General features: G+C 61.5%; 18 protein-coding genes. 9 read left to right on the forward strand and 9 right to left on the reverse strand.

Annotation, left to right across the window (positions count from 1 at the left end):
* The 3 genes from B5E43_RS09655 to B5E43_RS09665 all read right to left on the reverse strand — a co-directional run bounded on the left by B5E43_RS09655 (position 1) and on the right by B5E43_RS09665 (position 4014).
* Positions 1-1740 (reverse strand): HlyD family efflux transporter periplasmic adaptor subunit, encoded by a 1740-nt coding sequence (locus B5E43_RS09655; protein ID WP_158099015.1) that lies wholly within the window; start codon positions 1738-1740, stop codon positions 1-3.
* A 170-nt stretch (positions 1741-1910) separates the two neighbouring features.
* Positions 1911-2603, reverse strand: coding sequence for a response regulator transcription factor (locus tag B5E43_RS09660; protein ID WP_087396205.1), 693 nt, complete (start codon positions 2601-2603; stop codon positions 1911-1913).
* A complete protein-coding gene (locus tag B5E43_RS09665) occupies positions 2581-4014 on the reverse strand; it encodes a HAMP domain-containing sensor histidine kinase (RefSeq protein WP_087396207.1) in 1434 nt (477 codons plus the stop codon). Before B5E43_RS09665 ends, B5E43_RS09660 begins: the two co-directional genes overlap by 23 nt.
* A gap of 221 nt (positions 4015-4235) precedes the next feature.
* On the opposite strand from B5E43_RS09665, the gene B5E43_RS09670 reads away from it, so the two are divergent.
* Positions 4236-6824, forward strand: coding sequence for a heavy metal translocating P-type ATPase (locus tag B5E43_RS09670; protein WP_087396209.1), 2589 nt, complete (start codon positions 4236-4238; stop codon positions 6822-6824).
* On the forward strand, positions 6821-7084 hold the full coding sequence (locus B5E43_RS09675) for a metal-sensing transcriptional repressor (protein WP_087396211.1): 264 nt from the start codon (positions 6821-6823) through the stop codon (positions 7082-7084). The genes B5E43_RS09670 and B5E43_RS09675 overlap by 4 nt, the downstream gene beginning before the upstream one ends.
* Positions 7085-7145: 61 nt before the next feature.
* Here B5E43_RS09675 and B5E43_RS15340 read toward each other — a convergent pair whose 3' ends face one another.
* The gene (locus B5E43_RS15340; protein WP_206406976.1) at positions 7146-8816 is read right to left on the reverse strand and encodes a helix-turn-helix transcriptional regulator; all 1671 of its coding nucleotides are present in this window, start codon (positions 8814-8816) and stop codon (positions 7146-7148) included.
* Positions 8817-9005: 189 nt separating this feature from the next.
* On the opposite strand from B5E43_RS15340, the gene B5E43_RS09685 reads away from it, so the two are divergent.
* The 3 genes from B5E43_RS09685 (at position 9006) to B5E43_RS09695 (ending at position 11120) form a co-directional block, all read left to right on the forward strand.
* A complete protein-coding gene (locus B5E43_RS09685) occupies positions 9006-9362 on the forward strand; it encodes a sulfite exporter TauE/SafE family protein (protein ID WP_087396213.1) in 357 nt (118 codons plus the stop codon).
* Positions 9350-9727 (forward strand): sulfite exporter TauE/SafE family protein, encoded by a 378-nt coding sequence (locus tag B5E43_RS09690; protein ID WP_242964790.1) that lies wholly within the window; start codon positions 9350-9352, stop codon positions 9725-9727. The genes B5E43_RS09685 and B5E43_RS09690 overlap by 13 nt, the downstream gene beginning before the upstream one ends.
* Before the next feature lie 79 nt (positions 9728-9806).
* Positions 9807-11120, forward strand: a complete 1314-nt coding sequence (locus tag B5E43_RS09695; protein WP_087396268.1) for an alpha-amylase family glycosyl hydrolase — start codon at positions 9807-9809, stop codon at positions 11118-11120.
* 57 nt (positions 11121-11177) lie between these two features.
* On the opposite strand, the gene B5E43_RS09700 is transcribed toward B5E43_RS09695, so the two are convergent.
* The 3 genes from B5E43_RS09700 to B5E43_RS09710 all read right to left on the reverse strand — a co-directional run bounded on the left by B5E43_RS09700 (position 11178) and on the right by B5E43_RS09710 (position 13138).
* Positions 11178-12011, reverse strand: coding sequence for an EFR1 family ferrodoxin (locus B5E43_RS09700; RefSeq protein ID WP_087396217.1), 834 nt, complete (start codon positions 12009-12011; stop codon positions 11178-11180).
* An 89-nt stretch (positions 12012-12100) separates the two neighbouring features.
* Positions 12101-12529, reverse strand: a complete 429-nt coding sequence (gene ruvX, locus B5E43_RS09705; RefSeq protein WP_343214295.1) for a Holliday junction resolvase RuvX — start codon at positions 12527-12529, stop codon at positions 12101-12103.
* Between the two features lie 21 nt (positions 12530-12550).
* Positions 12551-13138: a hydrolase gene (locus B5E43_RS09710; protein ID WP_087396221.1), complete on the reverse strand. Its 588-nt coding sequence runs from the start codon at positions 13136-13138 to the stop codon at positions 12551-12553.
* A 166-nt stretch (positions 13139-13304) separates the two neighbouring features.
* On the opposite strand from B5E43_RS09710, the gene thyA reads away from it, so the two are divergent.
* The gene (gene thyA / locus B5E43_RS09715; RefSeq protein ID WP_087396222.1) at positions 13305-14135 is read left to right on the forward strand and encodes a thymidylate synthase; all 831 of its coding nucleotides are present in this window, start codon (positions 13305-13307) and stop codon (positions 14133-14135) included.
* A gap of 19 nt (positions 14136-14154) precedes the next feature.
* Positions 14155-14631: a dihydrofolate reductase gene (locus tag B5E43_RS09720; protein ID WP_087396224.1), complete on the forward strand. Its 477-nt coding sequence runs from the start codon at positions 14155-14157 to the stop codon at positions 14629-14631.
* Positions 14632-14692: 61 nt separating this feature from the next.
* On the opposite strand, the gene B5E43_RS09725 is transcribed toward B5E43_RS09720, so the two are convergent.
* Positions 14693-15850, reverse strand: a complete 1158-nt coding sequence (locus B5E43_RS09725; protein WP_087396226.1) for a 5-bromo-4-chloroindolyl phosphate hydrolysis family protein — start codon at positions 15848-15850, stop codon at positions 14693-14695.
* A gap of 313 nt (positions 15851-16163) precedes the next feature.
* Between B5E43_RS09725 and B5E43_RS09730 the strand changes: the two genes are divergently transcribed.
* Positions 16164-18131, forward strand: a complete 1968-nt coding sequence (locus B5E43_RS09730) for a VanW family protein (RefSeq protein WP_087396228.1) — start codon at positions 16164-16166, stop codon at positions 18129-18131.
* Between the two features lie 28 nt (positions 18132-18159).
* Positions 18160-18837, forward strand: coding sequence for a DUF2461 domain-containing protein (locus B5E43_RS09735; protein ID WP_087396230.1), 678 nt, complete (start codon positions 18160-18162; stop codon positions 18835-18837).
* 778 nt (positions 18838-19615) lie between these two features.
* On the opposite strand, the gene B5E43_RS09740 is transcribed toward B5E43_RS09735, so the two are convergent.
* Entirely contained in the window at positions 19616-21151 is a 1536-nt protein-coding gene (locus tag B5E43_RS09740) for a polysaccharide biosynthesis C-terminal domain-containing protein (RefSeq protein ID WP_087396232.1), read from the reverse strand.
* Between the last annotated feature and the right edge of the window lie 180 nt (positions 21152-21331).

Genomic DNA, 21331 nt, shown 5'->3' on the forward strand with positions numbered 1-21331 from the left:
TCAGCGCCCTCCCATGCCGCCGCCAGGCATGCCGCCGCCGCCGCTGGGCATGCCGCCGCCGCCCATCATGCCGCCGCCCATGCCGCCGGGCATCATGCCCATCTGGAAGCTGTCACCGGAGGAGCTGGTGGCGATGTAGGCCACGGTGTCCCCCTCCTGCAGGCCGGAGGTAATTTCGATGTAGTCATCGTTTCCTACCCCAACGGTGACCGGGACGGAGTAGTAGGTAGTCTCGGTTTCTCCCTCCTCTCCGCTGGTGACGGGGGTGCCGTTGGCGGCGCTGGGGGAGTCGGCGGTGACCAGAACGGTGTTGCCCCGCTGAAGGGCGGCGGAGGGGACGGCCAGAACATCAGTGGCGCTGTCCAGGGTTATGGTGGCGTCCACACTCATGCCGGGAAGGAGTCCGTCGGTCTCGTCGATGCGGATGGTGACGGGATAGGTGGTGGCGCTGCCCGAGGAGGTGCCCGCCACGCTCACCTTGGTGACCACACCCTCGTAGACGGTGTCCTCCACAGCGTCGGCGGTAATGGTGACGGTCTGGCCCACGGCGATGGAGGCGATGTCCAGCTCATCCACGCTGAGGGTCATGGTGAGGTAGCTCAGGTCATAGATGGTGCACAGCACCTGGTTGGACTCGGTGATCTCTCCGGCGTTGTAATACTTATCCACGATGGTCCCCTTGATGGGAGCGGTGATGGTGTAGTCATCCAGCTGCTGGTAGCGGTTCTCCAGATTGATCTCGGCGTTGCGCAGGGATTCCGAAGCGCTCTGGACCGAGTCGGACACGTCGCTGCTGGTGAGAACCACCAGGGTATCCCCCTTGTCCACCCAGTCCCCCTCGGAGACCTGGATGGAGGCCACCTCGCCGGATACCTTGGCGGTAATGGATTTCTCCTGGCTGTATGTAAAGGTGGAGCTGGAGGTGCTGGTGACGGAGCCCACGGCGGCGGTGGCGCTCTGGGCGGTGGACAGGCCGCCGGGGTTTTCTACATCAATGGTGACGGTGCGGACCTGGACGTTGCCGGTGAGGACCTCCACGTTTCCGCTGACCTGGGAGATGGTGCCCGACAGGGTCTCGAAGGTGGAGTCCAGGGTGACAGTGGCTCCCTGACCTACGTAGAAGCCGACGGCCTCGTCGGCGGGGAAGGGGAGCTCCAGGGTCATCACGTCGGAGTTGCGGACGGTGGCCACCGTCTGGCCGGCATTTACCTCGTCCCCCACCTCCACATCCAGGGAGTAGACCCGGCCGGAGGCGGTGGCGGCGACGTTCAGGTCGGCCTGGTTCTCCAGCTGCTTTTCGTAGCTGCGCTGGGCCTGGTTCAGGGAGATCTCCGACTGCTCCAGGGAGCTGGAGGCGTCAGAGGAGTCCAGGGTGTAGAGCACGGTGCCCTCCTCCACCTGGTCCCCCTCCTCAAAGTCGGCGGTGAGGATGGTGTCCTCCAGCAGGGTGGTCACCGAATAGGAGTCGGCGGCCTCCAGGGTGCCGCTGCCGGTGATGGTGGAGGTGATGTCCATCCGTTCCACCGAGGCGGTGGTGTAGGTCAGGTCGGCGGCCATTGCGGTCCCGCCTCCCCCTCCCAGGAAGTGAGAGGCTCCTACCCCAATCAGCACAACAACCAGGAGCAGGGCTAGGATACGTTTTGATCGGATTCGCTTCCAAAAGCCCTTAGCCCGGGGGGCGGAGACGGCTGGAGTGTCGTCGGTGCGGGAGGGAGAGGGCTTGAGAAATGGCAGGTTCATGGAGATACCGTCCTTTCCATATGGTGGTTTCATTGCGAAAGCTATTGTATGAGGGAAATTTAAACAGTCAGAGGCAAGAAACGAAATTTTTTCGAAACAGAATCCAAACATTTCAAAACGCCCCCGCTCCCGGGCACTTCCCAGAGAGCGGAGGCGTTTTCAACAGGCGATCAGGTTCGGTTGAGGCGGTAGCCCGCCCCCCAGACGGTTTCGATGATCTTGGGGTTGGATGGGTCATCTTCGATTTTATCCCGGACCCGGCCGATGTGGACGGTGACCGTGGCGCTGTCCCCCACATAGTCGTAGCCCCAGATGGCCTCAAAGAGCCGTTCCTTGGAAAAGACAATGTTGGGGTTTTCCGCCAGGAACTTTAAAAGCTCAAATTCCCGGTTGGGCATCTTCACCTCCTGCCCCCCCTTATAGACCTTCCAGCTCTGGGGCAGGATGCGCACATCTCCGATGGTAATCACGTCCTGACGCTCGGCCGCGCCGCCGGTCAGGCGGGCGTAGCGGCTCAAGTGGGCCTTCACCCGGGCCACCAGTTCGGCCGGGTCGAAGGGCTTGGCGATGTAGTCGTCCGCCCCCAGCCCCAGGCCCCGGATCTTGTCCACCGACTCGGAGCGGGCGGTGACCATGAGAATGGGCACGTCCACCTTGTCCCGGATGAGCCGGCACACGTCGTAGCCGTTGCAGCCGGGGAGCATCAGGTCCAGCAGAATGAGGGCATACTCCCCCTGAAGAGCCTCCCGAACGGCGTCCTGGCCGTTGCTCACCAGGACCGTCTCGTAGCCCTCAATGTCCAGGTAGTCCCGCTCCAGCATGGCGATCTCCTGGTCGTCCTCAACAATCAGAATGCGGTTCATGTTCCGGTAAAGCCTCCCCTACGGGCAGGGTGATGTCAAACACCAGCCCCGATTCATTCCCGGCCTCAATGGCGCCGCCATGGGCCTCCACGATATATTTTACGATATACAGCCCCAGTCCGCTGCCCTCGCCCCGGCCCCGGCCCCGGGCCTGGTCCCCCCGCCAGAACTGTTCGAAGAGGTGGGGCAGCTGCTCTGGGAGCACACCGGAGCCGTTGTCGGCAAAGCGCAGGTGTTCCATCCCCTCCTCCCGCCAAACGGAGATGGTGAGCAGCAGGGGGTTGGCCTGGGCGTAGCGCAGGGCGTTTTCCGTCAGATTGGTGAGCAGGCGGTACATCTGCTCGGTGTCGATCCGGACGGGGTGGGGCCGCTGGGATACCGACACCTGGATGTCGCCGCCCCGGTTGGCCAGCTCCCCCCGGGTCTCGGCGGCAAAGGAGGTGACAAATTCCCCTAAATCCACCTGTTCGGGGAACAGGGGCAGGTTGCCCGTCTCCAGCTTGGAGAAGTAAAACAACCGCTGGAGGAGCACATCCATGTCGCAGGCCTTCCGGTAGGCAATGTCCAGATACTGCTGCTGGCGCTCCGGGGTCTGGGCCACTCCGTCCCGCAGACCCTTGATATAGCCCTTCACGGAGGTGAGGGGGGTGCGCAGGTCGTGGGAGATCCCGGCTACCAGGTCGGTGCGGGCCTGCTCGTAGAGGGCATTTTTCTCCCGCTCCTGGAGCAGGTGGACCTGCATCTGGTCAAAGGCGGTACACACCGAGGTAAACTCATCCTGTCCCTGGTAGGCCACCGGGGTGGACAGGTCCCCCGCCTCCACCCGCCGGGCGGCGTCGGTGAGGGCGTTGACCGGGCGCATGATCCGCCGGATCTGATAGCGGGAGAAGGCCAGGCTGAAAAGCATGATAGCCCCGATGGCCACCGCTCCGCTGGCAAACATGGACAGGATCATCGCCTCGTCCTGGGGCCGCTGGCGGCCCAGCACCGGCGGGACATTGGGTCGGGGAAGGGCAATGAGGGTGTGCTCCCCCAGGGTGCGGCCGATGATCACCATATTGTCGTTCTGCATCGCCAGGGCCCCGTTTTCCGGCCAGGACGTCCCCTGGGCCACCCGGCGGTACAGGTCGTCCTGAATCTGGTCCAGAGTGGAGAAGACAACCTCCTCCCCCCGCAAAACAATCAGGTTGTAGTCCAGCTTGTTCAGCTTCCGGTCCAGTTCCCTCCAGTCGTTCTCCGAGCCGTCCAGATCGGAGAGCAGCTCCTGGGCCTGTTGGGCGCCGTCAGAGGGGGCGGTGGAATGGCGGTAGAAGTTGGATACCCAGTGGACCACCAGACCGTTGACCAGCAGCAGGATGGCCATGGCCCCGATGAGGGTGAGGGTATGAAAGAGAAAGAGCCGCCGTCCCATGGTGGGCCCTCCTTTTGTTTGGATTTCACCGGAATTGTTTTTATTGTAGCGGATAAATCTAAACAGGAAAAGGGAAAATTCTAAAGTTTTCGTAAACAGGAGGGGAGACAGCCGGTATTTTCCTCTTGACAAAAAGGGAACAAAATCAGTATGATAATAATACCCCACCCCCGGGGGGTGTTATTGACCGGGGATTGAATGGGAAAAAAGGGGCATCCTCTATGAAAAAGCAAAAATTTGAGATTACCGGCATGACCTGTTCGGCTTGCTCGGCCCATGTGGAGAAGGCGGTCAACCAACTGCCGGGCATCAAGACGGCGGCAGTGAGTCTGATGACCAACTCCATGTCGGCGGAATACGACGAGGGGCAACTGTCGGAGCAGGATATCATTGCAGCCGTGGAGAAGGCGGGCTACGGAGCCGCCCTTCCGGGAAAAAAGGAGACTGGCGGGGCCTCCAAGGCGAGCACTGGCATGGAGGAGGAGCTGGCCGGGATGAAGCGGCGCTTTTTCGGCTCCCTGGTCTTTCTGCTCCCCCTGTTCTACCTCTCCATGGGCCATATGATGGGGGCGCCCATCCCCGGCTTTTTGTCGGGGCAGGAGAACGCGGTGGCCTTCGGCCTGACCCAATTGCTGCTCACCCTGCCTATTATGTATCTCGACGACAAATACTATAAAGTGGGGTTCAAAACCCTGTGGCACCGGGCACCGAACATGGATTCCCTCATCGCCGTAGGCTCGGCGGCGGCAGTTATCTACGGAGTGTTTGCCATCTACCAGATGGGCTACGGCCTGGGTCACGGGGACTGGGCGCTGGTGGAGCAGTACCACATGGACCTGTACTTTGAGTCGGCGGGGATGATCCTCACCCTCATCACCCTGGGCAAGTTCCTAGAGACCCGCTCCAAGGGCAAGACCTCCCAGGCCATCACCCGCCTCATGGACTTGGCACCCAAGACGGCCACCGTCCTCCGGGACGGGGCGGAGGTGGAGATCCCCGTGGAGCAGGTGAAGGTGGGAGACCGGGTGGTGGTCCGGCCGGGACAGTCCATCCCGGTGGACGGCGTCATCCTGGAGGGGGAGTCGGCGGTGGACGAGTCCGCCCTCACCGGGGAGTCATTGCCGGTGGATAAGGGACCGGGGGACTTGGTGGCCGCCGCCACCCTCAACAAGTCTGGCTTCTTTACCTTTGAGGCCAGCCGGGTGGGGGAGGACACCACTCTGGCCCAGATGATCCGCCTGGTGGAGGAGGCCGCCTCCTCCAAGGCCCCCATTGCCAAGCTGGCCGACCGGGTGGCGGGGGTATTTGTGCCGGTGGTCATGGCCATCGCTGCCATTACCGCCCTGGTGTGGTTCTTTGCCTCGGGTCAGGACGTGACTAGGGCCCTCACCGCCGGAGTGGCGGTGCTGGTCATCTCCTGTCCCTGTGCCCTGGGGCTGGCCACCCCGGTGGCCATTATGGTGGGTACCGGAAAGGGGGCGGAAAACGGCATCCTCATCAAATCCGCCCAGGCCCTGGAGACCCTCCACAGCATCGACACCGTGGTGCTGGATAAAACGGGCACCCTCACCCAGGGCAAGCCGGTGGTCACCGACATTGTTCCCGGGGAGGATATAGACCAGGAGGGGCTGCTCCTTTTGGCCGCCTGCCTGGAGGGACCCTCTGAACATCCCCTGGCCGCCGCCATTGTGGAGCAGGCCAGGGAGAGAAAGCTGGACACTGCGCCGGTCTCCGGTTTCCAGGCCATTCACGGCCGGGGGGTCCGGGCCACCCTGGGGGGGCGTATCTTCCTGGGGGGCAACCGGGCCATGATGGAGGAGAGCGGGATCGACCTGGGAAACTTTCCCCAGAAGGCGGAGGAGCTCTCCGACCAGGGCAAGACCGCTTTGTACTTTGCGGATGAACACCGGGTGCTGGGCCTGGTGGCAGTGGCCGATACCCCCAAGCCTACCAGTGCTTCGGCGGTGTCCGCCTTCCGTCAGCTGGGGCTGGAGGTGGTCATGCTCACCGGGGACAACCAGCGCACCGCCCAGGCCATCGGAAAGGAGCTGGGAGTCAGCCAGGTGCTGGCCCAGGTCCTCCCCCAGGACAAGGAGCGCCAGGTGGCCCTGCTCCAGGAGCAGGGGAAGAAGGTGGCCATGGTGGGCGACGGCATCAACGACGCCCCCGCCCTGGCCCGGGCAGACGTGGGCATGGCCATCGGAGCGGGTACCGACGTGGCCATCGAGTCGGCGGATATCGTGCTCATGAAGTCCGACCTGCTGGACGCCGCCGCGGCGGTGGAGCTCAGCCGGGCCACCATCCGGAACATCAAGGAGAACCTGTTCTGGGCCTTCTTCTACAACAGCCTGGGCATCCCACTGGCCGCCGGATTGCTGGTCCCCCTCACCGGCCACCAGCTAAACCCCATGTTTGCCGCCGCCGCCATGAGCTTAAGCTCGGTGTGCGTGGTGTCCAATGCCTTACGGCTGCGGTTTTTCGAGAGTAAGTTCCGCCCCGCCTCCCCTTCCCAGGAGCCGGCGGCGTGCAACGGAGCCTGCCCGGTGGAGGCACCGGCAGGGGAACCATCACAATCAAAACCACAAGGAGGAACTGAAGGTATGGAAAAGAAAATTGGCATCGAGGGCATGATGTGCGCCCACTGTGTGGCCCATGTGGAGAAGGCGTTGACCGCTCTGGGCGGTGTGACCTCCGCCAAGGCCGACCTGGAGGGCAAGTGCGCCACCGTCACCTTGGCTGCCCCCGTCTCCGATGAGGAGCTGAAGGAGGCCGTGACCCAGGCGGGGTATGAGGTGGTGTCCATCCAGTGAAGGCCGACCACGCCCAGGTCACCCGGCTGCTGAAAACCGCCCGGGGCCAGATCGACGGCATTTTGAAGATGGTGGAGGAGGACCGGTACTGTCTGGACGTGTCCAACCAGCTCATGGCCACCCAATCCATCCTGAAAAAGGCCAACCGCATGGTGCTCAAAGCCCATATGAGCTGCTGCGTCAAGGAGGCGGTGGAGTCCGGCGACCCCCAGGAGAAGCTGGAGGAGCTGGCCGCCCTGCTGGATAAACTGGCCGATTGAACCCAATCAAAAAACACAGGGACGCCCCACGGGGGGCGTCCCTGTGTTCGTTTGGTGTTCCTTAGCCGGTGATAAAATCCTTAGGGTATGGTCCCTGGAGGTGGGTAAGGACGTGGAGGTCATCGTTGGTCTCCACCGAGTAGGACCGTCCGTCGGCCAAAAACAGGGCGGGCTCGAAGTAGGGGCCGGTGCCCCGGTCCACAATGGGACCGCCGGAAATGAGGGGGAGGCGGTCATACCAGGCCTGGGCCAGGTCCAGCCCGGTGAGCTGTCCGGTGCCCATGTGCTGGGCGGCCTGGGCGGCGGAGAGGGGGGACCAGTCCTCCTCCTCCCTCCAGGTCAGACGCAGGCCGGGAACCTGCTCCGGGTCGTACCACTTGTCGAAGGTGAAGTAGGAGCGGTTGGAGAAGCCGTCTTCATAGAGGGAGAAGAGGACGGTGGAGTCTGTGGCCAGACACCAGACGTTGTCGGGCTTCCAGCCAGTGAGGTCATAGAGACACTGGAGGGCCAGCCGGGCATACTGCCGGTCGGTGGGCATGGGGGCGCCCTGGCTGTCCCGGTCCAGAATGGCGTCGGGGTCCTGGCCATGGGAGAACTGGTCGTAGACAAAGGAGATGGTCACATCCATCACCTTGGGAGTCCGGGTATCCCAGGTGGGGTCGCCTCCCGTCCCGCACAGGTCCTGGCGGTAGAGACCGTTGCCCCGCAGCTTGCTCCACCGGGGCCCTTCCAGCTCCTGGAGGAGGTAAAAGCCCTCCTCATCCAGGCCAAGGAGGCTGGAGTCGTCATAGGCCCTCCAGTCGTAGCGGTAAAAGCCGTCCCCGGCCCGGTCGTAGATTTCCAGCGCCTGTCCCCAGCCGTAGTCGCTCAGACTCACCAGCTCCCGCTCTCCGTCCCCGTCCAGGTCCCATTCCCGGCAGTAGGTCCCGGAGAGGGTGAGTGCCAGCACCGGGGCGCCGGAGGAGTCCAGGGAGAAATAGTAGGAGAAGGGGGGGAGTCCCCTGGCCTCATAGTCGGCGGCCGCAGGGGTCAGCCTCCAGCCGCTGTAGCCCAGGGTGCGCAGGAAGGGGGCGGTCTGGAGATGCTCCGGGTGCTCACAGTTCTCCGCGAAGCGGCACAGGGCGGTCCAGGACTCCTCCGGCCCGGACCGGGTCACCGCCCACAGGTCGTACTGGGCTGCCCCGCCGCTTTGTGTATGGGAGGGAACGGCTACCGCCAGCAGCGTCCCCTCCCCCAGGGACAGCCGGCACAGGATGTCCTCCTCCCAGTTCTCAGGGAGCTTCTCCTCCACAGGGGCGCTGTCGGTGAGCGCGGGGGAGAAGTCATATAACCGCGTCCGCTCCAGCTGGAGCCGCTCCGGATACTGGGGAACGGCTTCCCCCTCCACCTGGGGCTCGTCGGTGGAAGAGGGGGAGCCCTCCGGGAACGGACTGCTCCGGCCGGGGAGCAGGAGAAGCAGGGCCAGCACCAGGGACAGCCCGCCCAGAGCCAGTGCAGCGGGACGCCAGGGAAATTCCTTTTTGGGGGCAGGGGCGGCTTCCCCTGTGGCCAGGTCCTGCACGTCGGTGGCCAAGAGCTGGGCCAGGCGCAGCAGGTTCTCCGTGCTGGGCCGGGCGTCGTCCGACTCCCACTTGCCTACCGCCTGGCGGCTCACCCCCATCTGCTCCGCCACTTTTTCTTGGGAGAGCCCAAGGGCCTCCCGCCGTTCCCGAATCCGCTGTCCCAAGGTCATGGTTTTTCGCGCCTTTCTCCATCAATTTGACTCCATTATACCGGAAAATCCCCCTTGCGTACCACCAACTTGGGGGGCAAATATTGGTTGCCCCTTAAATTTTAAGAAAAACGGGCCATGGTTCGCTTGTTCCCATGAGGAATAAGGAGGGAGACAGTTCGCCAAACTAGGGAAAAAGGGGGCGGCGACTTGGAAAAGAAACATTGGCGCTATCTGGTGTCTGGGGGGCTGGCGGGGCTGACCAACGGATTGTTTGGCGGCGGGGGCGGCTCGGTGCTGGTCCCTCTGCTCACCCGATGGTGCCGTCTGGAGGAGCGGAAGGCCTTTGCCACCTCGGTGGCGGTGATTTTTCCCCTGTGCCTGCTCTCGGCGGGCATCTACCTGTGGCGGGGCGGGCTGGAAGTGGGGACGGCTCTGCCCTACCTGCTGGGGGGCGCCCTGGGGGGCTGGTTGGGAGGACGGTGGTTCAAAGGGGTGCGGATGGACTGGCTGCGCCGGGTCTTTGGACTGCTCCTCCTCTACGGAGGGGTGCGGTGTCTGCTGTGATGACGTGGCTGCTGGCCCTGGGGGCGGGGACGGTCACCGGGATCCTCTCCGGCTTTGGGGTGGGGGGCGGCACCCTGCTGCTGGTCTACCTCACCGCCTTCGCCGGGGTGGAGCAGCGGCTGGCCCAGGGGATCAACCTGCTCTACTTTCTCCCCGCCGCCCTCCTCTCCCTCCCTGCCCACTGGAAAAACGGGTATGTGGAAAAGTCCGCCCTCCTGCCCGCTGTGGGGGCTGGGCTCCTCTGTGCCGCCCTGGGGGCCTGGGCAGCCACCACCATGGATGTGGGGCTGCTGCGCAAGTGCTTTGGGGGCTTTCTGGTGGCGGTGGGCCTGTGGGAGCTGCTGGGGCGCCGGGGAGAAAAATAACTTGCCGCCCATGGGAAATTCCGGTATGATAGAGGGGAAATCCAACCCCCTGTCTCAGGGGAGAAAAGAGGAAAGCGCCATGTGGTTTGAAACATCGGTCATCTATCAGATCTATCCTCTGGGCCTGTGTGGGGCCCCGGAATATAACGACGGGGTGTGTGAGTCCCGCATCCTCCGCCTGCTGCCCTGGGTGGAGCATATCAAGAAGCTGGGGACCAACGTGGTCCTTCTCAACCCGGTCTTTGACAGCGATCGCCACGGCTACGACACCCGGGACTACCGGACCCTGGACCCCCGTCTGGGGCGCAACGAGGACCTGGCCCAGGTGTGCCGGGCCTTCCATGAGGCGGGGATCCGGGTGATGCTGGACGGGGTGTTCAACCACGTGGGCCGGGGGTTCTGGGCCTTCCGGGACGTGCAGGAGAAGAAGTGGGACAGCCCCTACAAGGACTGGTTCCACGTGGACTTCGGGGGCAACACCAACTACAACGACGGCTTCTGGTACGAGGGCTGGGAGGGCCACAACGAGCTGGTGAAGCTGAACCTGTGGAACCCGGCGGTGGTGGAACATCAGTTTGAGGCCATCCGCTCCTGGGTGGAGGACTATGACATCGACGGCCTGCGGCTGGACGTGGCTTACTGCCTGCCTCCCGAGTACCTCAAGCAGCTGCGCAGCTTCACCAATGGCTTAAAGCCGGACTTTGTCCTTATGGGTGAGACCCTCCACGGGGACTATAACCGCTGGATGGGCCCGGAGCTGTGCCACAGCGTGACCAACTACGAGTGTTACAAGGGGCTGTGGTCCTCCTTCAACTCCATGAACATGTTTGAAATCGGCCACTCCCTGGCCCGACAGTTTGGGCCGGAGCCCTGGACCCTCTACAAGGGTTGCCATCTCCTCTCCTTCCTGGACAACCACGATGTCACCCGTATCGCCACTAAGCTCACCGACCCCAATCACCTCCGGCCCGCCTACGCCCTGATGTTCGGCATGCCCGGGGTGCCGGCGGTGTACTACGGCAGCGAGTGGGGCATCACCGGGGACAAGGGACAGGGGACCGACGCCCCCCTGCGTCCCGCCCTGGAGGGGCCGGAGTGGAACGGGCTCACCGACTGGATCGCCCAGCTGGCCCGGGCCAAGGAGGGCAGTCCCGCTCTGTGCTACGGCAGCTACCGCAACGTGGTGCTCACCAATAAGCAGATCATCTTTGAGCGGAAGACTGACTCGGAGCGGGTGCTGGTGGCCATCAACGCCGACAAGGAGGAGTACGTGGCCCACTTCGACGCCGGCTGCGGCCTGGCCTGGGACCTGATCACCGGGGAGAAGCACGACTTTGGGGGCGGCAGCCACCTGCCTCCCTACAGCGCCCAATTCTGGAAGATGGAGCGGTAATAAAAAAGAACAAGCGGAGGGCTGCGGCCCTCCGCTTGTTTTCTAAAAATGGTGGTGTCAGAAGAAGATCTTGCTCTCCGCCCGGCGGCCAGCATACTGGTCCTCCAGCTCGTGCTGGTGGTAGAGGTAGCCCTCGTGGTCAAAGTATTTGGCCCCCATGGGACACTTCTTCACGCAGGCACAGCACTTGATGCACTTGCCTACCACGTTGGACACATCGTTGGGGTCGATGGAGCCCATGGGGCACAGCCGGGCGCATAGGCCGCACTTAACGCACTTGTCTGGGTCGGTGACCGGCTTGGCCTTGAGGAAGTCCTTGATGGGCTCCCCGTGGCGGTCCCGGGGGGTGTAGTAGGGGCGGATGGGGTCGCAGCCCTCCACCTCAACTGCCTGGGCGGGAGCCTCGGTCAAGGCTTTTACCTTGTCGATGGTCTTCTCCGCCAGGGTCTGGATCAGAGCCATGTCCTCGCTGTCGGGGCGGCCGGTGCCCAGAATGCGGGAGAAAGAGTGCTCGCCCACAAAGGCCCCAGCGGTGATGGGATGGAAGCCGTTGTCCCGGGCCACATTGCGCAGCTCCATCAGGCCGTCGTCAAAGTTGCGGTTGCCGTAGAGCACCACGGGGACGGCCAGAGCTCCGTTGCCCTTGATCTTGCCCTGGACGTAGGGCAGCAGTAGGTTGGGTACCCGACCGGCATACACCGGGACGCCCAGCACCACCAGATCCTGGGGGCCGAAAGACAGCTCCTGCTCCCGGGCCTTAGGCAGATTGAAGCAGTATTCCTGCCAGTCACAGCCCAGCCCCTGGGCCACCGACTTGGACAGAGCGGTGACCACCTTTTGGGTGGTGCCGGTGCCGCTAAAGTAGACGGCCCACACATGTTTGATTTCCATTTGTATCGTTCCTCCCTGAAATTTCTATTTGTATTCCATTTTCGTGGCGGAAAAGCCAGGCACATGCTTCCTCCGCCTCCTGAACGAGGTCAGCCCCGCAGCCGTTTAAAGTTTAAATAGCCCTCTAGGATGAGAGAGGCGGCCACGGCATCCACCGTCTTTTTCCGTTTCTTGGCGTTTTTTCCTGATTCCTGGAGAATGCGGTGGGCGTCCACGGTGGTGCGCCGCTCGTCCCACAGCTTTACGGGCATGCCGGAAGCCACCTCCAACTTTTGGGCAAAGGAGCGATACAGCTCCGCCCGAGGGCCCTCGGTGCCGTCCATGTTCCGGGGGAAGCCCATAACCAGCTCATCCACCCGGTTTTCTCGGATCATTTGGACCAATTGCTTTAATACCTCCTCCTCCCGCCAGCTGTGAATGGTGGTGGCCGTTCCGGCCAAAAGGCCGGTGGGATCGGAGAGGGCCACGCCGGTGTGGGCGTCGCCGTAGTCAATGGCCATGACGCGCAAGGGTCTCACATCCTTTCTCCTATGTTGGGATCAAAGTCCCTCTTCCCCCTCCAGGAAGTAGCTGGCCTCCATGTCGGCGGTGGCCAGGGCAAAGGCCAGGGGGTATTTTTGGAATGCTTGGCCCACGGTGCGGTTGTCCTCGGGGCCGGAGAAGCCCATGTGCCAACGGATGGCCATGGCCTCCTCCCGGGTCAGACGGATAAAGCCGTTGACGATGTATACGCTTTTCTCCCCGTGGCCGTAGGGGAGGGGGTCGTCGAAGGTGTAGGTGGGGACGGCCTGCCACTTGCCGTTCTCGTCCTTCACATTGCGGGTGCCCTTTTTGTAGCAGCCGATCTTGCACAGATCATGGAGCAGGGAGACGATGGCGATGGATTCGGCACTGTACTCCAGGCCGTAGAGCTCCTGTACCCGTTCCCGCTGGAGATAGTCCACCAGGCAGTGGTATACGTTCACGCTGTGGTCGCACAGCCCGCCCTCATAGGCACCATGGTAGCGGGCGGAGGCGGGGGCGGTGAAAAAGTCGCTTTTGTGTTCCAGATAGTCCAGCAGCTTGTCTGCTCCATCCCGGGTGATGTTGGCCTTAAACAGTTCGATAAATTCCTCTTTGCAGGACATAGTAAGAATAACCTCCGTAGGCCCTGGAACGGGCCGTCATTTCTTGAAGGAATTATATCATGCTCCCGGGAAAAAGGCCAGCGGACTTTTCGTCCGTTGCCATTCCTCCGGGTGTATGGTACAATGCAAAAAAGTGAGTTTTACTAGAACGCCGGGAGGAAGGATCATGAGCTACGCCGATCAGGTATTCATTCAAAATTGCCGGGACATTCTGGCCAACGGAGTGTGGGACACCGACCGGGAGGTGCGCCCCCGCTGGGAGGACGGCACGCCTGCCCACACCATCAAGCTCTTTGGGGTGGTCAACCGCTACGACCTGCGCAAGGAGTTTCCCATTCTCACCGTCCGGAAGCAATTTCTCAAGTCGGCAGTGGATGAGCTGTTGTGGATCTGGCAGAAGAAGTCCAACAACATCCACGACCTGAACAGCCACGTCTGGGACGCCTGGGCCGATGAGAACGGCTCCATCGGCAAGGCCTACGGCTACCAGCTGGGGGTGAAGCACCACTACCCCCAGGGGGACATGGACCAGGTGGACAAGGTGCTCTGGGATTTAAAGCACGACCCGGGCTCCCGGCGCATCCTCACCAACCTCTATAACCACCACGACCTGAGTGAGATGGCGTTGTATCCCTGTGCCTACTCTATGACCTTCAACGTCAGCGGGAACACCCTCAACGGCCTCCTGAACCAGCGCTCTCAGGATATGCTTACCGCCAACGGCTGGAACGTGATGCAGTACGCTACCCTCCTGCACATGATGGCCCAGGTCTCCGGCCTGGAGGCGGGGGAGCTGGTCCACGTCATCGCCGACGCCCACATCTACGACCGGCATGTGGACACGGTGAAGGAGATCATCGCCCGCACCCCCTATGAGGCCCCCAAGTTCACCCTGGACCCCTCGGTCACGGACTTTTACGCCTTCACTCCCGCCAGCGTAAAGCTGGAGGGCTACCAGGCCCATCCCCTGGAGGGAAAGATCCCGGTGGCGGTGTGAGCGGAGAAGGAGGACGCCTATGAATGTGATCGTAGCGGTGGACCAAAACTGGGCCATCGGAAAGGGCGGGGATCAGCTGATCTACCTGTCGGAGGACTTGAAGCGCTTTAAAGCCCTGACCATGGGCCACCCGGTGATTTTGGGCCGGAAGACCCTGGCCACCTTCCCCGGAGGGCGGCCTTTGAAGGGGCGGCGGAACCTGATTTTGTCCCGGGACCCCTCGTTCTCTCCGGAGGGCGGGGAGGTGTACCCCGGGGTGGAGGAGCTGCTGGCCCAGGCCCCGGAGGACTCCTTTGTCATCGGGGGGGCCTCGGTGTACCAGGCCCTGCTGTCCCGGTGCGATATCGCCTATGTGACCAAGATCCAGCGGGAATTTCCCGCCGACTGCTGGTTCCCCAATCTGGACGAGGACCCGGCCTGGGAGCAGACGGAGGAGTCGGAACCTCTGGAGCAGGACGGAGTGGTGTATACCTATGTCACCTACCGCAGAAGATGAGAAAAAGGCCCGGACAGTTTGTCCGGGCCTTTGCTTTTGAACTGGAAAACAAACAGGGGGGTCACAGGGTCATGCCCTGGTTGGAGGACAGGCCGTCCTTGGCCAGCATCCGTTCCAGCACCTCCACGTCGGCGGTGATGTCCATGGCATCTCCCTGGAAGAGCTGGTCCAGCTGCTTTTCAAAGCCCTCTACCACCTTGTCCATCATTCCCTCAATGCGCTCCATGGCGGAGGTGATGTTTTCTCCTGAAATTTCCTGGGATTCCAGCTGGCCATAGGCCCGCAGGATTTTCAGGGTGGTGGGCAGGTAGTAGCTCAAAAAGCTGTGCAGCTGGGGGGCTTTCTCCGGGCGGCTGTGCTGATACTCCAAAATCTTGGCGGTGATGACGCCGATGCGGTCAATTTGGGCGGAGAGCTTTTCGTTGGCCACCGCATCGTTGACCGCGCGGATCTCGGATAAAATAGCGTCTTCCTCGCTCTGCTCCGTCTTGAGAGGCTGGGGAGCCGCCGTGGGAGCGGAGGGTACGTCCTTCAGTCCCTCGTCCGACAGCACCAGCAGGTCGCCGGCGTAGTCCAGAAAGCCAGTGGGGAAAATCCCCTCCGCCAGCATATCCTCCAAATCCTCCCGTACCCGGGAAAGGGACAGACCGGCGGCCGAGGCCAGAGAGGAGACGGAGATGGATTTGCGCGGACCGATCATGGCCAGGTAGGTACGGTAGCGGTTGGCCTGCTTGCGCTTGCGTATTCCGGCCCACAGGCAGCCCAGGCCGGCGGCCAGAAAGCAGAAGTTAGGCAGCATGTTGAATAGGTCGGACACAAACCAGTGGAACTCCCCGTTTAAAAGCCAATAGGCGGAGTTATAGAGACTGGAGACAATCACAAATGCAAAAATGGCGGAAAGGAGGGCGCCAAAGGTGGTCAGCTTCTTTCCCTTCTGTATTAGCTTGCCCACCAGATCGGCGCTGCCATTCTTGCGGGTCCTAGTTTTTTTCGTTTTTTGACCAGGAGCGGCGGGCTGAGCCGCGGTGGTGCGGGCGCCGATGGGGCCTGTCCCCTCCTGCTGGGCATAGTAGGGGTGGCGGCCCCTAGGCCGAGAGCCGCTGAAGAGCTTTAGCACCACCAGAAGAACGCCGATGGGCGGAAATATAAATAAAAAGAGAATGGGGATGATCCAGGAGGTCAGGCTCCCAGAATTTCCTTTGGGCTGGTACTCAGACATGGCAATCCGCCTCCCACAGGGTTTGCTGCATCTAGGATAACAGTGGGCCCTCAAAGGAGGATTGAGATCTCCTTAAAATTTGTTAAAATCAGAGGGCACATTTGTCTCTTATGATACCGCAGGAACTGGGAAAAGTAAATGCCTGGGGCAGATATTTTCGCCTGTGGGCGGGGGAAGTTGTAACTGTTCTGTAATTGTATTGGGACAAGTTTGGGTGATATAATAACTTCCGCATGAGTCCGCACAGAAAATTGCAGCAGGCCGTGGAGCAAGGGTGGAATAGCCAGCTCCGGTCTTTTGGAGGAGATCAAATATGGAAGGCCAACGGGTACAAAAACAGGCCGGAGGGCCCAAAAAATGGATGATTATTGTGGCGGCGGTAGTAGCCGTGTTGGTGCTGGCCTATCTGGGTGTGTGCGCTTGGGTGGGGCAGAGCGGGACCATTCTGCCCAATACCACCGCGGATGGAGTGAAGCTGGGCGGCATGACCCGGGAACAGGCCCGGCAGGCGCTGGAGCAGGCGTTGAACAGCCGGGAGGACGGGTTCCAGGTTAACCTTACGGTGGCCGGCCATGAAGGCAGCTATGCTTTCCCGGCTGACAGTCCCTATATTGTGGTGGACGCCCAGGCGGGAGCCGAGGCGGCATGGCAGTCGGGCCGGGAACATGGCTTCCTGGCGCAGGGCTGGCATTTACTGGCCGCTGTGGTGGCGGGCAACGAGGTGGAACTGCCCTATCAGTTCACTCCCTTGGGGGAGTCTGAGACGGAGCGGGTGCTGGACCAGATGGACCAGGATCTGGGTGGCGGCGTGCAGGAAACCACCTGGGAAGTTGTGGATGGCCAGCTGGTGTTCCAGATAGGCCAGCCGGGCAAAGCCATTGACCGGGAGCAGGCCAAGCAGATCATCCTCCAGCAGGCCTCCCAGGGAGACGAGACCGCGATGGAGGTGGAGCCTCAAATCACTGAGCCCGCCGCTGTGGATATGAACCAGGTCCATGAAGAGGTCTACGCCGAGGTGAAGGAGGCGTCCCTGGACCCGGAGACCTATGAGGTGATTCCCAGCGTCACCGGACTGGATTTCGACCCGGACCAGGCCGCCCGGGAGGTTGCCGGGGCCGCCTGGGGGACCACGGTGACGGTGGCCCTAGAGGTGACGGAGCCTAACATCTCCACGGAAAATCTGAAAGCATCCCTGTTCCGGGATCTGTTGGGGCAGGGAACCAGCACGGTGAGCGGCACGGCCAACCGAAAGAGCAATGTCAAGCTGTCCGCCGCTGCCTGCAACGGAGTCATCCTGCTGCCTGGAGAGGAATTTTCCTACAACAACACCACCGGCAGCCGTACCGCCGATAAGGGCTATCTGCCCGCCCCGGCCTATGTGGGCGGCGCCTCCTCCGACGAGGTGGGCGGCGGCATCTGCCAGACCTCCTCTACCATCTACTATGCCGTTCTCCACACCACCCTGGAGATCGTGGAGCGGGCGCCTCACCGCTATGCGGTGGGCTATGTGCCCGACGGCATGGATGCTACCGTCTGGTACGGCAGCACCGATTTCCGCTTTAAAAACAACACCGACTACCCCATCAAGATCGTCACGGAGAGCTACGATAAGGGCGGGGAGCGGAAGCTGACGGTGAAAATTTACGGCACCAATGTGGATGGCAGCTATGCCATTCCGGAGCGAGTGCAGTCCAACTGGGTCACGCCCACCACCTCCTATGTGGCCGATGAGAGCGTGCCTCAGGGAACTCTGGTGCTGGATAAGAAGCAGAACGCCTATACCGGACGCACGGCCCACACCTACCGCTATATCTACGACAAGGACGGCAAGCTGCTGGAAAAGCAGGATATGGGGACCAGCACCTATAAGATGCGTCCCCACCTGTATCACTATAATCCTGCTGACGGCGATCCCTCCACCTGGCCCGACGGAGTGCCGCCCAAGCCCAGTACCTCCACCGGCGGAAGCACGGGGGGCCAGACCGGGGGCAGCACCCAGACGGGTGGCAGCACGGGAACTGAGACGGGCGGCAGCACCCAAACTGGGGGAACTACAGGGTCGCAGTCCGGTGGGGACACCCAGACGGGCGGCTCCACAGGGACCCAGGGCGGAAGCGAGACCGGAGGAACCCAAACCGGGGACAGCTCTACAGGCGGCAGCGGAGACAGCAGCACATCCAGTTCGGAGACAGGTGCTTCCAGCTCTGGTTCTGGTGCCAGCTCCGGTTCTGGCTCCAGTTCCAGCGCAAACTCCCAGCCCAGCCAGGACATTGGAGCTTAAGAGACCATAGAAGCGGCGAGGACAAGGTATGTTTAACGGTTTTTCCCAGGATGCAGTAGACTTTTTGTGGGGCATTCGCTTCCATAATGAGCGCAGCTGGTTTTTGGAGCATAAAGAGGAGTACCACACCTTTGTGGAGACACCACTGCGGCAGCTGGCCGACCAGGTGAGCCGGCGCATGGAGGAGGAGTTTCCGGAGCTGAGGCTGGAAAAGAAGGTCAGCCGCATCTACCGGGATGCCCGGCGCCTCCACGGCCGTGGCCCCTATAAGGAGCACATGTGGTTCTCCCTGCGGCGGCGGACCGAAGCGGAGGGGGCGCAGCCCAGCTTTTACTTCGAAATTGCCCCTGAGTATTACAGCTATGGAATGGGGTGCTATGACCCCACTCCCTTGACCATGGCCAAACTCCGGGCCCGCATCGACCGGGACCCGGCCCCTCTGGAGAAGCTGGCCCGGCAGCTGGAGGGGCAGGAGGAGTTTGTGCTGGAGGGGGAGAGCTATAAGCGGGCAAAGGGAGACCCGGGGCCCCTGTTGTTTCCCTGGTATAACCGGCGGCAGATCGTGCTTTCCAGCGACCATAACTGTGAGGGGCTGCTCTTCCAGCCCCAGCTGGAGGAGCAGGTGGTGAAGGGCTTCCGCTTCCTGGTGCCCTATTACCGCTTCCTGACCTCTGTGACCGCAGATCCCCCGCCTCCGCAGCCGTGACAAGAAAATCGGTAACAGCCGGCAGACAGGAAACGCTGTCTGCCGGCTGTTTTTTGTGGGAAGAAGGTCGCAATATGAAATAAGAGGTCAAAACAGCTTGCAAAGGGGTGAAAAAATTTTTTAAAAATCACACAAAATAGCTTGACAATTATGGGCTGCTGTGGTACATTATAGCCAGAAAGGATGAGTCCAATGTATTAAGAAGAGCCCCAGCACCTGACGCCAGGATGCAAGGTCAAAAGAGGAAATAACCAAAAATAAAACCCCAGCAGTGGTAAATCCCAGATGATCGAAAATATGGTGCGGCACCAAGACAGGACCCTTGACCAGAGGAAAGGAACAAAGAACCCCAGCAAGGAACCCTGACCCAGGAAAGGAGACCCAACGCCACATCCGATCACTGATTCGACCAAGCGATTCGGCACCAGGTACGCGCGTACCACAAAATCAAAGCAAGCGATTCGGAACCCTTTCAACGTCCAGGACCTCACGTTTGAGGAGAGAACCGCAGGAGCGGTCACAGAATATAAGTTGAGAAGAGAAGTTCCAAGAAAGCCGAGCAAATGTGATGTGGTATGTGGCAATTCTGTAGAAAGAGAGGTAGCCAAAATGATGTTAGATAACAAGAGTGAACAGAAATGACCCTTGACTGCAGCGGATTACGAAACGGGCAGTCAAGGGTCATTTCTTTTGTGTAAAAAAGTACCGGCCAGCGGCCGGCACAGGATCAAATGCATGTTAGTAAAACGGATGAAGGTCCGCTTTTTTTATGCCCAGATCACCAATGGATGCGCAAAATCTCTCTTACACGGACGGCCTGAGCATGGAGGGCGGCCAGGTAGAGAACGAGGCCAAACCCCAAGCTGGCTCCGCAGGCGGCCAGGGGAGAGAAGCCCTCTTGCTCCAGATAATGCAGCAGCAGATTGGAGGTGAGGGCGGCTAGAAGCGCCGCCAAACCCGGGGCAACCAGCCAGGAGAACCATTGGGGGACCAGGCCGGTGCTCCGTACTGTCAGCCATAGGCACAAAATAGCCTCCAGGGCGGTGGAGACCAGGGCTCCGGCGATGTAACCCCGCATCCCAACTCCCGGGAGGGGAACGAGAGCCAGGGTAAAGGCCAGCTGTACCCCTCCGCCCAGCAGAGAGACCACCGCAACCTGGCGCTGGTGGCCCACCCCGTTGAGTACGCCTCCCAGCACGGAGCAAAAGCAGCTGAGGACCATGGTGATGGCCAGGGGGAGGAGGTAAGAGCCGGCATCCGGTTGGGCAAAGAGAAGCTGACTTAAATTGGGCCCCAGTACCACCATCATGGCCATGGATGGGAGAATCAGCACGGCCACGGCAGACATGGCCCGGGAGGTCAACCGCCGTACCTCTCCTTCCCGCCCCAGGGCACTTGCACGGGCCAGGCGGGGAACCAGGACCAGATTTAATGCCCCCAGAAAGACGGTGGGCAGAGCCAACATAGGGAGGGTCATTCCGCATACTACGCCGAACTGGGCAATGGCGGCATTGCGGTCCATGCCGCCCTCCACCAGCTTTTGGGGAATGAGGGTGGCATTGGCAGCCCCCATCAGGTTGCCCAACAGGGCATTGGCGCCCACAGGAAGGGCAATGGCAGCCACCCGCCGGCGGCGAACGCCGCCTGCCTCTCCCGGTCCGTGCAGTCCAGTGCGGGAGAGCCGGCGGCGGTAGAGAATGCAGAGGGTCAGAGAGGAGAAGATCTCACAGACCACCATTCCGGCTACAATCAGGCCCACCACCCGTTCGGGATACTGGGGCAGAAAACAGATGAGCAGTCCTAATACCGCCCCCGCCCGAATGAGCTGCTCCAGCAAATCCACCACGGCAGGGGGGCGGATCAGCCCGGCTCCATAGAAGACGTGCTTGTGAAAATTCTCCACTCCGGTCAAAGCCACGCAGGGGACCAATAGAATGAGGCCCAGCTGTGTACGGGCGTCTCCCAAAAAGGTCACAGAGATGGCGTCTGAGGCGATGATCACCACAGCGCCCAGAGGGATTAAGAGGAGAAAAAAGATGCGCAGACAGGTGTTCAGAGTTTGGTGGGCCCCCCGGGTGTTGCCGAGGGCCAGATACTGGGAGGTGAGATTGGATACCGCCGCAGTCAAACCCACCGCTGTAAGGGAGAGCAGCACGGAATAGACAGGCATCACCAGCTGGTACAGGCCCATGACTTGGGCCCCGGCCAGCCGGGAGAGGGCGACCCGGTATCCAAAGCCAAGCACCTGGGAGACTGCTCCCAGCACGGTCAGCAACAGGGCTCCTTTGCCCACCGACAGAACCTTGTCACTCATTGGCTCCACCCCTTTCAAAGCAGTGTATTCCGCCCAATCCCCATTCATTCCAGCCGGAAGGGGAAGATTTTTGGGAAAAGGGGGGCTTTTTCTTGCCCTGGTGTGGGATATCCGCTATAATAGAGGGCAAGAGCGGGATTCGATCCCTGGACGGAACCACGAACATAAGGAGGAACAATA

The sequence above is a fragment of the Flavonifractor sp. An100 genome, assembly GCF_002161175.1.
Taxonomy (GTDB): domain Bacteria; phylum Bacillota; class Clostridia; order Oscillospirales; family Oscillospiraceae; genus Lawsonibacter.